The 12,921-nt window shown below is 32.0% G+C and carries 8 protein-coding genes and 3 pseudogenes; 1 reads left to right on the top strand and 10 read right to left on the bottom strand.

Translation table 11 applies throughout. The annotated features are described in order from the left end of the window. Nucleotides 1-421 precede the first annotated feature (421 nt). The 4 genes and pseudogenes from V179_RS0107830 to sigH all read right to left on the bottom strand — a co-directional run bounded on the left by V179_RS0107830 (nt 422) and on the right by sigH (nt 3,975). Nucleotides 422-769, bottom strand: a complete 348-nt coding sequence (locus tag V179_RS0107830) for a hypothetical protein (RefSeq protein ID WP_028390971.1) — start codon at nt 767-769, stop codon at nt 422-424. A 1,270-nt stretch (nt 770-2,039) separates the two neighbouring features. Beyond that, nucleotides 2,040-2,156 carry a YjcZ family sporulation protein gene (locus V179_RS29825; RefSeq protein ID WP_082675207.1) on the bottom strand — a complete coding sequence of 39 codons (117 nt, stop codon included), beginning with the start codon at nt 2,154-2,156 and terminating at the stop codon, nt 2,040-2,042. 297 nt (nt 2,157-2,453) lie between these two features. Beyond that, nucleotides 2,454-3,086 (bottom strand): hypothetical protein, encoded by a 633-nt coding sequence (locus V179_RS0107815; RefSeq protein WP_028390969.1) that lies wholly within the window; start codon nt 3,084-3,086, stop codon nt 2,454-2,456. Nucleotides 3,087-3,324: 238 nt separating this feature from the next. After that, a pseudogene (gene sigH / locus V179_RS27430) lies at nt 3,325-3,975 on the bottom strand (RNA polymerase sporulation sigma factor SigH). Nucleotides 3,976-4,795: 820 nt separating this feature from the next. Between sigH and V179_RS27425 the strand changes: the two are divergent. Beyond that, nucleotides 4,796-7,636, top strand: a complete 2,841-nt coding sequence (locus V179_RS27425; RefSeq protein WP_235178988.1) for a response regulator — start codon at nt 4,796-4,798, stop codon at nt 7,634-7,636. Nucleotides 7,637-8,905: 1,269 nt separating this feature from the next. Here V179_RS27425 and V179_RS0107800 read toward each other — a convergent pair. The 6 genes and pseudogenes from V179_RS0107800 to V179_RS29060 form a co-directional block, all read right to left on the bottom strand. Then, nucleotides 8,906-9,346, bottom strand: a complete 441-nt coding sequence (locus V179_RS0107800; RefSeq protein WP_028390967.1) for an ASCH domain-containing protein — start codon at nt 9,344-9,346, stop codon at nt 8,906-8,908. A 407-nt stretch (nt 9,347-9,753) separates the two neighbouring features. Further along, nucleotides 9,754-9,972: a helix-turn-helix domain-containing protein gene (locus V179_RS0107795; protein WP_028390966.1), complete on the bottom strand. Its 219-nt coding sequence runs from the start codon at nt 9,970-9,972 to the stop codon at nt 9,754-9,756. Nucleotides 9,973-9,982: 10 nt separating this feature from the next. Next, nucleotides 9,983-10,465 (bottom strand): DUF2975 domain-containing protein, encoded by a 483-nt coding sequence (locus V179_RS0107790; RefSeq protein WP_028390965.1) that lies wholly within the window; start codon nt 10,463-10,465, stop codon nt 9,983-9,985. Nucleotides 10,466-10,670: 205 nt separating this feature from the next. Then, nucleotides 10,671-10,823 (bottom strand): annotated as a pseudogene (locus tag V179_RS31605) (transposase); the annotation flags it as partial. A 757-nt stretch (nt 10,824-11,580) separates the two neighbouring features. Beyond that, entirely contained in the window at nt 11,581-12,045 is a 465-nt protein-coding gene (locus V179_RS0107780) for a DUF2691 family protein (RefSeq protein ID WP_028390963.1), read from the bottom strand. 380 nt (nt 12,046-12,425) lie between these two features. After that, nucleotides 12,426-12,791, bottom strand: a pseudogene (locus tag V179_RS29060) (RHS repeat-associated core domain-containing protein); the annotation flags it as partial. Nucleotides 12,792-12,921: the final 130 nt, after the last annotated feature.

The following is a 12,921-nucleotide window of genomic DNA, read 5'->3' as shown; positions in this document are numbered from 1 at the left end:
ATTTTCAAAAAAGGTCCTGCCGACAAAATGCCGTTAGCTGGTAGGATCCACAAATAGGGTAACACCATGAAAATGCGGATTTACAACTAAAAAAATCCTCAATCGCCTGCCGCGATTAAGGATTTCGAGTAATTTTTCTGTAAAAAGGAAGGCGAAATTCTTTCTTTCCTTTCACTAACCTAAATATTACTTATCAATCAAGATTAAAAGTTATTTATTTTTCCGTGGAAAATAAATATATATTCCAATTAAAGAAACAAGAAACACACCAATTAGTGAAGGTAAGCTAACTAAGGATGTTTTACTTCTTTCAAAAAATTGCCATATAGAATATGCAATACCTCCAAACATAACAATTAAAATTATTATCCTTAGCAAAAGTATTCTATTCATATTCCACCTAAATTCTAATTAAATTTTCCTACCAATAATAATAAATACCTGGGATCTTCCACCAGGCTTTATTAGCTTTATCGTAATACCAAACATATTGAATTAGCGTCGATGCAAGCGAAAGTAATGGAACGCCATTCGCGAATTTACCTGCAATTTTTATTGTAGAGGCTACAGATATTTTAGTTCCTACTTTATTTGTGGCTTCAATCAATCCTAAACCCACAAAATCCCTTAATGATCCTATTTCTAAAGCATGTAAAGTATCAACATTTCTTGTAAATGTATCAAAATTTGAATTATAGGAACTAGTTTTTTTCTCCATAGTAGAAAACCTAGCCAGCCCTCCGCCATTTGAATATTTATTATATGCCATTTTGACACCAGAAGCTTTTACCCAATTAGCACTAGCAGCATAAGTAGCCTCATTAATTTTTGATTCCGCAGCAACTTCATCTATATTGATCTTTTGAGTATCGGTTACATTATTTATTAAATCCTTTCCTGTTACTGTTAATTGGGATAAATGTATGGAAAATTAACAGGTTTGATATAATTTTCTTATTCAACTACCATGTAAGAACAAATATTTTCTTGCATTTTCTGTGGTGAAGCATAGCTTCATGGATGGCTATCGGGAGCTTTAGTTCAATAAGAAATGGTCAAACTTAAAGAACCATTTACTACAATCCATCTTTTTTCTCCAGATGGAATTTTTATTACATATACCTTTGTCACTCAAACCCCTCTCAATCTAATCAAATCACTAGATACGTTGTTTACTATGTAGGATTACTATTTTTATATTGTCAATAACAATATAAAAATAAAGGAGGATATATCATTAGATACTTTATATCCGCCCTTAAATTATACTATTGTTTTTATTGTACCTCTGCCTTTTAACACATTAACCATCTCCTTTTTAAAAGTATACACAAACATTAGTTCTGTATTCGATTGAATTCGAATACAGGTTTGCATGTAATAAATGAAAAAGGGCAGACACACATTATTTCAATTTCTTGAATATACTTGCTTTAAAGAAGGAGTGAGACAATTGTATGGACTTAAATGATAATTATATTATTATTCTTCTCAGAGAAATCTCAAATTTATTATTTAGTGGCAATATAACGGAAACTTTGGTTTTTGCAGCCCTGATCAGGACTGTAACTAACGATAGAATGGCAAGATATTTTTTCATTTTATTAATAATTGTCTTACGTATCACAAATTCGAGTGAGAATAATGTAACAACAAATGAGTCAACTAACGATACCCCAGCTACCTCTTCTTAGAAAACTTATAATCTCAATAGAGTAAGCATATTGGTACATAATTAAATTAAGACTTGTATCAAACAGCTTATCGTTGTAAATCCGCATTTTCCTGACGCTACCTTTGTTTTAAATAATCAACCATTTTTATAAACCTCCATGGTTCACCCTTGTGAATTTAAAAAAAGTCTTTTTCGTAAGTGTAGCTTTTGAACAATGTATGATAATTAAAACACATTAAAGATAACTTTTGAGTTGAATAGAATCCTTTAAGGGCGGAGAAGCACGTACCAGACAAAGTGATAAGAACTATAAATAAAGGACAAAAGGACGACCATCAATGGCCGTCCTTATTGTTATTTATTATTAAAAAAATCCACCGCAGAAGCTGGCTCCAATAATGATTAAGAGGATGAACAATACGATTAATAAGGCAAATCCTCCACCAAATCCGCAGCCGCCATCAACACCACAACCTGACATATATTTACAACTCCTTTTTTTAAGGAGATACTTACATGAGCTAATTTATTGTATGTTTAAAATAATGAAATGACATAAATATAAGCATGTTTATATGATGTGGTCAGGCTTTTATTATTTTTAATGAAGATAAGCTCATTCACTAAATTAATGCATAACATAGAAATGGGTATAGCCACAACTCCAGACAATCATAAGAGACACCAAGACCCCCAAATAAGGGGGTTTTTGTTTATATTGTTGCTTTTAAAGAAAGATTGATTAAATTAATACTAATACCCTTGATAACCTTTTTCATTAGTCTTGATAATTGATTCTTAATACCACTTCTTTGAAGCCATCCGATTTAACAGAAATAATCGTATACTTAATTTCAAGCTCTTTGTTTAGAGAATGCAATAATACTAATTTGTTCACAAATTTACTTTCACTTGGTCTGATATTTTTAACTTCTAATTCTATAACATTATAATTGGCATCCTCATATTGAGTTTTTGCAATATACATATCTAATTCATTATTAAAACTGTTTATGTGAAATTCACTTTGATTATAATTAAGATTACTGTTTGGATTTTCAGCTTTCACATTACTATCTGACTGAAACTTAAAAATGCTTTCAATAAAATTATACTCATCACCGATCATATCCAAATAGACTGGCATGTAATCGTCTTTCAGATAATCATCTCCATGAAAAACTCTAACTGATTTATCAATTATATTTTTATCTTGAACATCCCCTACATTTTGAATAACAATATAGAGAACAAAACACATTTTTATTTTCTCTATAAAAATTAATGTAACTTCATATTGTAGCAATTTATATTTAAAAATGTTTAGAAACTCATTTTTTGCTTTTTCTGTTTCCGTACCCTCATATTTGTAAATGTAATTTCCTAACACTCCTAACTTTTTCTCTTCCATTCACCTACTTTCAATAGTAACTGTATAAAAACAGTATATTTTAAAATGAAATTTTAGCCTACTTCTTCAATTAACTAACCCTATAGTTTAAGTACATTCCTTAACAATCTCTTCTAATGTAGCTTTATAACAAAGATTGATTACATGCAACCTTTAAAGTCAAATTTTATAATAAACAAAGAAACCATTTTGAACTAAGATTGATCAAAATGAAGAGTTTCCTTTAAATTAAAAAGGATTAGATCGCGATTTTTTCCTTCAGTATCTGTTCAAGTTTTCTTTTCACTCGCTGGAGAGCATTATCAATCGACTTTTCATGCGTGTTCAATTCTTCAGAAATTTCTATATATGAATGTCCTTTAATATAAAGGTCCATCACTCTTCTTTCCAATTCATTAAGCAATTTTGATATTTTTTTATCGATATCATGAAAGTTTTCTTGGTTTATGATTAATACTTCCGGATTCGTTATTTCTTGTTTAGAAATCATATCCATGAGCGTATAATTTGATTCATTATCGAAAATTGGCATATCCAGAGATATTTAAGCATTTAGAGGACCATGCTTTTGACGTTTAGCCATTTTGATCGCCGTTATAATTTGTCTTGTGATACAAAGATCAGCTAAAGATTTAAACGAGGTATCCATGTCTTCTTTAAAGTCACGAATAGCTTTATAAAGACCAATCATTCCCTCTTGAACTAGATCCTCTTTATCTGCACCAATTAAAAAGTATGGACGTGTTTTCATCTGAACGAAGTTCTGGTATTTATTAATTAAGAATGCCAGTGCTTCGCTATCACCACTATGAACCTTCTTTACCAGTACTTTATCTTCTAAATCAGCATAATTTTCAACACTTTGATTTACCTCGATATTTACACTCACTCATATCCCTCCGCCAAACTTTACTGAATCTATTACTTAATCAATTGATATATTGTTTTTCCTATAAGAAAAATTTATCTAGGAATCTTGTTTATAAAAGTAATGCTGAATTAATCGATTTTATTTTTTTTGGATCTATCTATATACCGAATTACTAGTATAAAATATAATAAATGAAAGCGCTGTTGATTAAAGTCTTAAGTAAGTCTGTTTATTAAATAGCAATTCCAACCTCATAGGTTCATTGAAATTGGACATCAAGGTATAAGAACATAACGAATGTTTAACAGTAATAACGAGTTATACAAATAGTAATTCTTCTTATAATCATGATGGGTTATGCGCAATCGCTTGAACAACTTATATTTACTATATAAGGCTTTATTATTTATGGTTTTTTGAGGGCAATGACTGGTAGTGGTAAGGCTCGAAAAATTGTAGTTTTTGATGATTTTACTAATAGGAATTACTATTAATATGGATCGGATCGATTTGTAAATTTTTGTTTGAATTTGGAAATAGATGTGTTAAGGGTGTAAAATAAAAGCGAGTGTTCTGTTTGCATTATATCCATACCCCACAATCAAGGGACGTCAATGATCATGTGTGTTAAATATTCAAAATTATCAAATAATTTATATCATTGAAATAATGACCTTTTAGGAAAACCCCTAAAGATGAAAGGAGATTAAACTCATTGGAGAAATTTAAGAAACCTTCAATATTAATTACATTGGTCTATACATTTGTTTATTATTTTTTGATTATACTTTGGCCAACAAACCTATTAGGAATTGGATTAATTGCAATTTTGGGTCCATTGATTGCAATTACATTTATAGGTATAGCCAGTTATCATATAAAGGAAAAAGAAGAGAAAAGATTTTGGTTCATTCTCTGTCTCGCATTATTTAGTCAATTTATTGGGGAATTAATATGGAGATACCACCAATTTGTTTTAAAAGAGTACAACCCATTCCCAGGTTGGGATAATTTATTTTATGCCATGTTTAGTATTATATACAGTATTGCTGTAATTTATAAAATATTTACGAAAAAGGGGCAATATCGAACAATTCAACTTTTTTTTAATTCCTTTATATTTATGACTATATTAACAACAATTTCCTGGGTTTATATCTTAAAACCCCTTTTACATAATTCTGAAATATCCACTTTAAAACTCATTATCTCAGTAACTTATCCGGTAGCTATTTTAGGGGTTCTGTTTAGTATTGCGTTGCTTTTCTTTTTTAATAAAGGGATTTTTTCGCCTATAGTCATGTTTTTAAATGGTTTTGCAATGATTATTTACACCATTGTAGATTGTTTTTGGTTATTCTATTCAATTACTTCTACATTTGATCTTTTGTCACCTTTAAACCCAGTATGGAATTTCTGTCTATTATTAATAAGTATATCAAGTTTTTATTCTGTCAAAATGAAGGATAATCTATCACAAGAAAAAAAAGAGCATGAAAAACCGTTCTACAGACTGTTTAATATATTACCGTATTTTACTTTGCTAATTTTCATCATTCTTGGTATGACCAAAAAAGAAGATTACTCAAGTTTTTTAATAGGTGGAGCTTTTATTCTTTTATTTATAGTCATTCGACAAGTCATTACAATTTTTGAAAATGAATCCTTAGTTCGTCAACTTAAATGTAGAACAGAAGAACTCGAAGTGACCCAACTCGAACTGATTGAACTAAAAAATACTGCAGAGAAACAAAGCTGGATCAAAACAAAAATTGCTGAAATCGCTACGATGTATTCAGGGATAGCTGATTTAAACTCTTTAGCAAATCTGTTCATATCAAAAGTCACGCCTATGGTTGAAGGATCTTATGGGGTTTTCTATATAAAAAATGAAGAAGGACCCGAAAGGATTTTCCAAAAAACGGCTGCTTATGCTTATAATCAACAGAACATTGGTGCAGAGAGCTTTCGTTTAGGAGAGGGGCTTGTGGGGCAGTGCGCATTAGAGAGTCGTATGATTCTGCTAGATCAAGTGCCTGAGAATTATATTAAAATCACCTCTGGTCTTGGTAAAGCAACACCATCAGCCATTTTGATTATACCAGTGAAATTTGAAGGAGAAGTTTTAGCTGTTATTGAATTAGCTTCATTTAAATCTTTTAATACTGAAGAACAAATGCTGCTAAAAGAATTAATGGACAATCTCGGTGTCAATATAAACAGTATACTAAGAAATATGCAGTTTAAAAAGCTGCTCCAAGAGTCACAGGCTTTAGCAGAAGAACTGCAAAGCCACTCTGAAGAGCTTCAAACGCAGCAAGAAGAGTTAAAAACAGTTAATGAGCAACTTGAAGAACAAATTGAACAGTCTGAACAGAAGACAAGAGAGGTAGAGAAAGTAAAAAGCATTCTTGAAGAAAAAGCACAACAGTTATCCATTAGTTCTCAATATAAATCAGAATTTCTTGCTAATATGTCCCACGAGCTGCGCACACCGCTCAATAGCTTGCTGATTCTAGCCCAAATGCTAGCTGAAAATGCAGATGGAAACCTGACTTCAAAACAAGTCAATTATGCGGAAACTATTTTTTCTTCAGGAAACGATCTGTTACATTTAATAAATGACATTTTAGATATAGCAAAAGTGGAAGCAGGAAAAACGGAGATTATTTATAAAGATGTAAAACTTAGAGATGTGAAAGAATTTGTAGAAGCACAGTTTACTCCTGTTGCCCGCAATAAAAAAATTCAATTTAACGTTCAACTCACTGCTGATTTACCGGAGATGATTAAAACTGATAACCAGCGATTACAGCAAATTTTGAAGAATTTATTATCAAATGCATTTAAATTTACTGAGCATGGTGCTGTATCTTTAACAATACAAAAAGTTGAAAAAGTGAGTATTTTTACTCATTCAAATATAGAATTTGCTTTTTCCGTTAAGGATACAGGGATTGGCATTGCAGTAGAAAATCAGAACATTATCTTTGATGCATTTAAACAAGCGGACGGAACAATCAGCCGCAAATATGGCGGAACAGGATTAGGGCTTTCAATTAGCCGGGAACTCGCTCAATTATTAGGCGGTTTCATTGAAGTTGAAAGCATCGAAGGAAATGGAAGCACGTTTACCTTGTATTTGCCTAATTATCAAAACATGGTAAGTACGGAGTTATCCATGTCTGAAGTAGAGGCTGCTCCAGGGCTTTTTGAAGAATCAGGTCCCGAATCTGGCGCTGCTTTTGAGTATCCATTACGGGCTGATGATACATGGAGACAGGCTCAAGGAAGGAAAGAATCACTAGAGGGGAAAAAAATACTAGTGGTGGATGACGATATGCGTAATATATTTGCGTTAACGACAGCACTTGAGAGTTATCAAGTTGAGGTAGTATTTGCAGAAAATGGAAATGAAAGTATTGCAGTTTTACAAGAGAACTCAGACATTGATTTGATTCTTATGGATATTATGATGCCTGAAATGGATGGATTTGAGGCGATTCGAGTTATACGTCAAATTCCTGAATTTCAAAATCTTCCTATCATTGCACTTACAGCTAAGGCAATGAAATATGATCGACAACAATGCATTGAGGCAGGTGCTTCTGATTATATTAGTAAACCAGTAAACTTAGAACAGCTATTCTCAATCATGAGGGTGTGGTTATACAGATAACCACATGTTTAATATGGTACTACAACATCAGTTCATGTATTTTGAGGTTCATTCCGAAAACTAAATAAGAAAGTGAACTACTGATCACTTAGCTACGCTTGAAGTGGGAGCTTCTTGGGAAGTAATTGATTTTATTAGCCACTTATATTTACCAAGCTATGACGGGAGTTCCTGCTTCTAAAAACACAATCTTGTAGGTTGACTCACCATACAATGTACTGTTTGGTTATCGCTTTTCAGTCGTATAAGGCGATTGCACGTAGTAGACTACCTAAAACAACCTAGTATCTTCAGTTTTCAAAGAGCAATCTGTTTAAGTATAATTTTTTTAACATTTTGATACCAAAAATTCATCTCCCACTTACTTATTGGTACGCCCTTCACATACCTTGAAGTGGTAGAATTCTTTTTGGAAACTTAGTAGTTTAAAAGGTAGATTCCTAAAACAATCTACCTTTTTTATGGTACATCCTGTGTAATGATAATAAAGTTGTTTAATTTTGAAGCTGAAAAAACGCATTACACCGTCCGCAAATGTGGACGGTGTAAAAATAAAGTTGTTTAGTTTTTTCACAATTACTAAATAAGAACCCATAAATGTAACAATAAAGTCGTTTAAAAATCTAATATTTATGCCACAATCGCGCGCTTTAATGGAATTAACATTAAGTAGACCAATATATTTTTTCTTCTGTTTTATTTGTTATATGGAGTCCGATTTTCTCTAATACACGTATAGAAGAATATTATCTGGATTACAAGTTGCTACTACTTCTTTTACTTTACGTTGATATAGCCCCCACTTCACCAATGCTTTTCCCTTTTCAATTGCATAGCCATACCCTTGATAATTTTAGACAACGCTATAACCGATATCGATCATACCTTCTGCATTTGGACCACCTTTAAATCCCATATCTCCTATAATAAATTGATCTTTTTTATGAATTATAATTCCTTCACCTTCTGTTTCATCTTAAAATACATTAAATCTATTGATTTTATAAGGTACAATATCAAGGTAAACCTTCATCGGCAACTCATGAGCAGGTTGGAATGGTAGTTTTTTAAAATTATTTTCTAATATTCCTTCCATCATATCTTTTGAAAAGGTTACAAGTTTTAGTCTCTTTGTTTCTAAATAAGGCAGGTCTAATCTAGAATTGAGCCCGATTGTTTATGCTCTCAAATGCTATGTCTTGTTTAGTAACGTTCCGTTCGTTGAAGAACTGTCCTAATACGCAAAAACTTCAAAGTTATTTAACTATTTTATTTTGAGGACACTTTTTTAAAACGCTCACATACAACTAACATATTTGGTGAAAATTCTTTATCGTATTCTTTTAATAATTGGGTAAAGAACTTTTCATGTGCATCCCACCAAAATTGATAATCTCCTTCACCTTCTGCTAAAGCGAATTCTTCTGTTACCTCATTCATTGGAACGACTTCAACGGATTGAATTTGAATAACTGCGACAGGGTCATCCTGACCATTTAAAACAATATAATATTCACCAGATTGAGGTAGAGCTTCTTTTTCTAACTCATAAAACACAAACCCTGAAGTTGTTGCTGTCTTCTTTCCTTCAACAACTAAATCAGCTAACCAATCAGGTGAAGATCCAAATTGAAAAGCATCTTTATATTCGTTCCCTTCCTTATGATTTGCTACGCAAAAATCATTCCAAAATTGTTGTACCTTATTCATGCATAATCATCCTTTGAAATAATATATTTCTTTCTTTCATTATCTTCCCTGATAATTCTATTACATTTTTTTGGTAACCCTACCTAAATATTAACATAAATAATTATACGGATTTCATTAAAAATGTGTTCAACAAACTGGCCCTATTCCCCTTTTTATAAAATATCCCTTAATGTACCTTTGGAAATTTCTGTTTCTTAAATACTAACATAAAACAGGATGTATTAGTCTTAACGGGTTCCCTTTTGAGGTGCAAACATTGCAAATCGCATCATATTTTTTGTCACTAATATCAATGGAATTCTCTGATTAAATAACATCAATAAACGCAAAGAAGGGATAGCTTAATGGCTATCCCATAAATTCTCTATCGACTACCTTTAATTATATAAATATGTTGTCTATTTTTATTGAGTGTCTTCGTCGCTTTTGTACTCCAAAATATCCCCTGGCTGACAATCCAAAGTCTTACATATCGCTTCTAATGTTGAAAAACGAACAGCTTTTGCTTTTCCATTTTTCAGAACAGAAATATTTGCCATAGTAATTCCAACCCTCTCCGAAAGCTCCGTTACGCTCATTTTTCGTTTTGCTAACATCACATCAATATTAATAATAATTGCCATATCCTCCACCTCAGACCGTCAAATCATTTTCTGATTTTATGTTAATCGCTTCTTTTAGAAGCCGTTGGAGGACAGCAGCAAAAACGGCGATAACCATAGAGGCGAAAATAATGACCAATCCGATTGGTATGAAACTTGGAGGGTCAACTCTCTTCCCCATGAGATAGTAGAGCGGCATACCTAGCAGATACAAGGTACTGATTGTGATGGCACAGTATTTTATATTCTTTAAAGCTTTTACCGATAATTCCGAGAACGCTTGGTTTTTATCAATATAGCTTAAAAGTTTAAAAGCCTGATACAGAGCAAAGTAAAAAGGAATCGCTGCTGCGTACATATCGATTAAAACGAGAGATTTCATATAAGCCATTTCTGGATACAATTCTCCAGCAAAATTCCCAATCTTAGGCACTAAAAATATGCATAAAGCAAGAATTGGGATTCCAATAAGAATAACAGCCATCTTCAAAAAGAGTGTTGTTCCTCGATTCATAAAGTGCACCTCACTTATTTAATGTCAGTTTTGACTTTACCATATAATTTATTGTTTTACAATAAATTAGTATTGTTTTTTATTATATTGTTATTGTTATTAAAATATCTTTTTAATTTTGACATAAATAAAAAGCATTTCTCATTACAAAGGAATGCTCTTACTTTAAAATGTTAAATTTACAACTTGTTCAACAAAACTTCCAACCTCTCTTGGTAATTTTGGATTGTCCTTTATGCTTACCTGATGTATTTTCCTTTAGACTAAGCCCAGCTAATTTGATAATCTGCTTTGGGTGGTAATAGTAACTTAGGTCTCCTACCTCTGAAAAAAAGCCTGCAACCGTGTCTTTCCCTATCTTGTCTATTAAAGTGCGAAGTTCTAATTTAGCCATATCATAACCTTCCCGAATGCCAATTGGAGCAACTACAACCTTCTTTAATTCTTTTATTTTACTGAGTCCCACTGCACGTTTAACAGCTTTTCGAAGATGTACTAATATCTCTTGTTCCCCCCACTCAATTAATTGAATGGGGGTTTTTATTAGTTTCACCTACTAGATCAAAGTCAAAAAACGCAAACTTGATATTCCTTTACTTTTCTAAGGGTATTTTAAGGTTCTTCTTCTTTTTCTTTAAACTCGAAAGGTTATGATAACAATACAAACATATGAAGTTATTTTGTTTACTGTAATAGTTAATAAACCAGTTACGTAATGAGGTTTGTCCTACCCTTCATCGCTGAATTTATTTTCCATATTTATAGCGAGCAATTTTTACTGCCATTTTCTTAGTATTATCATAAATCCAAGCTCATACAATGGAAAACTAAAAGAAGCATCCGAATAATCCCTTTTAAAAGCAGTTACAGCTTGATAGGTCAATAACAATCAAAATAAAAAAGTCAGAAAGCTAAAAAAATTGCTCTCTGACTTTTAATTTTCCATGTTTTTGGATGGTGCTTGACACCTTGTTTTCTTAAATTTCTTCCATTGAAAAAAGCAGAAATAATACTAACCTACATGTTTTTCTTTGGTAGAAGAGTCGAAAAAATAAAAAAGAACTTCCCATTAATTTTGAGAAGCATTGCCGAAAGTTAAATCTAAAACCTTTCCATCACCAAACAGATAGTCTTGTTCTAGTATCGTTTTTGTCAGTAATATATTCAATTTCTTTAAATCGACATTCTGATGCATTCATGTAAAGCATTTCGATTAGCTCTTTATTTTTGCAATAGATGCTGACGTAACAACTATCGACCACTAATAGAACAAGTTCACATGTACTCTCAATAAATTCTTCATATGTCCTAATATCAGAAAACTCACCTTTCCGATATGCTTGTAAGTCAGCGGAAATAATATAATGAATATTGTTTTCTATTAGATTTTTGAGCTCGGCCCCCTCAATAACCTTTGTTTCAAATGAGAAAAGATTTTCATTTAATTGTCCATTTACTACTTTATATGACTCTCCACTGCCAATACGCCAACAGAAAGTAGTAATGTCAATTGGTTTCAGTACATCTCCAAGTAATGTACCGCGTTTATTTGGTATTTCAAAACTAATTCCTCTCTGCATAATAAAACAACTCCCAAATATTATTTAAATTAAACTGTTTATTGCTTCAGTATTTTTCAAGGTATTTTTTGTGTATGTCTTACTATAAACCTCAATTGATAAAATCACTGGTACCAAGTGCCTGAGAACTATAAAATTTGTAAATGTGATTGGGACTTTACAGTTTCGAATATAAATTTTTAGCCGAACTATCCCCATTTAATCCATTCATGTCTATGAGGGACTTTGGGATGTCGTTTTGCATTACCGAGATTAGTATAATCAATATCTACATCTGGCTTTCCGTCTTTATCATAGTATCTTCTTTGGTGAGCTTTCCCATTTTTTATTAGATCTTTAGATGAATAAGGTTTTCCTTTGGTAGGTAGTGATTCGCCAGTTTATTTTGAGTGATTTATTGTTTTAGAGCCAATTAATTTTGCAGTATTATAATCACTAGAAGCCTTAGCTTGCACTTGCTTGTATACCTGTGAACCTGCGTATATCGCTAGTCCCCCTAAAAGCACAACACCGCCAACTAAAAGTACAGCTTGCCCAACTCCTGGTACAAATAATAAGGTTCCTGCCACTGAAAAATGACCATTTGGATCAACATACATTACCGGGTTATTATTATAATTATGACCATTCAATGTGATGGTGTTAATCAAATCCCCCGTCACTGGATCAATAGATAAAAACAATCCATTATCAGGATTATAGTATCTTGCCATCAAATAATATAACTTCGTCTCTTCATCATAACGGTACCCTGCATATCAATATGGATTAACCTCAGCCATTTCTCCACTTTGTGACAGGATATTCCCCCACGCATCATAAGTATAAGAAGCAACCACATTACCATTACTATCAACTAAACCAAGAACATCTCTT

The organism is Bacillus cihuensis (genome assembly GCF_000504145.1).
In the GTDB taxonomy this organism is placed as follows: domain Bacteria; phylum Bacillota; class Bacilli; order Bacillales; family DSM-1321; genus Peribacillus; species Peribacillus huizhouensis.
This window is presented reverse-complemented; position numbering and strand designations above follow the sequence as displayed.

Excerpts from the sequence above, each read along its gene's own strand:
- V179_RS0107830 (WP_028390971.1), bottom strand. The coding sequence starts at position 769 with ATGGCATATAATAAATATTCAAATGGCGGAGGGCTGGCTAGGTTTTCT.
- V179_RS29825 (WP_082675207.1), bottom strand. The coding sequence starts at position 2,156 with ATGTCAGGTTGTGGTGTTGATGGCGGCTGCGGATTTGGTGGAGGATTT.
- V179_RS0107815 (WP_028390969.1), bottom strand. The coding sequence starts at position 3,086 with ATGGAAGAGAAAAAGTTAGGAGTGTTAGGAAATTACATTTACAAATAT.
- V179_RS0107800 (WP_028390967.1), bottom strand. The coding sequence starts at position 9,346 with ATGAATAAGGTACAACAATTTTGGAATGATTTTTGCGTAGCAAATCAT.
- V179_RS0107795 (WP_028390966.1), bottom strand. The coding sequence starts at position 9,972 with ATGGCAATTATTATTAATATTGATGTGATGTTAGCAAAACGAAAAATG.
- V179_RS0107790 (WP_028390965.1), bottom strand. The coding sequence starts at position 10,465 with ATGAATCGAGGAACAACACTCTTTTTGAAGATGGCTGTTATTCTTATT.
- V179_RS0107780 (WP_028390963.1), bottom strand. The coding sequence starts at position 12,045 with ATGCAGAGAGGAATTAGTTTTGAAATACCAAATAAACGCGGTACATTA.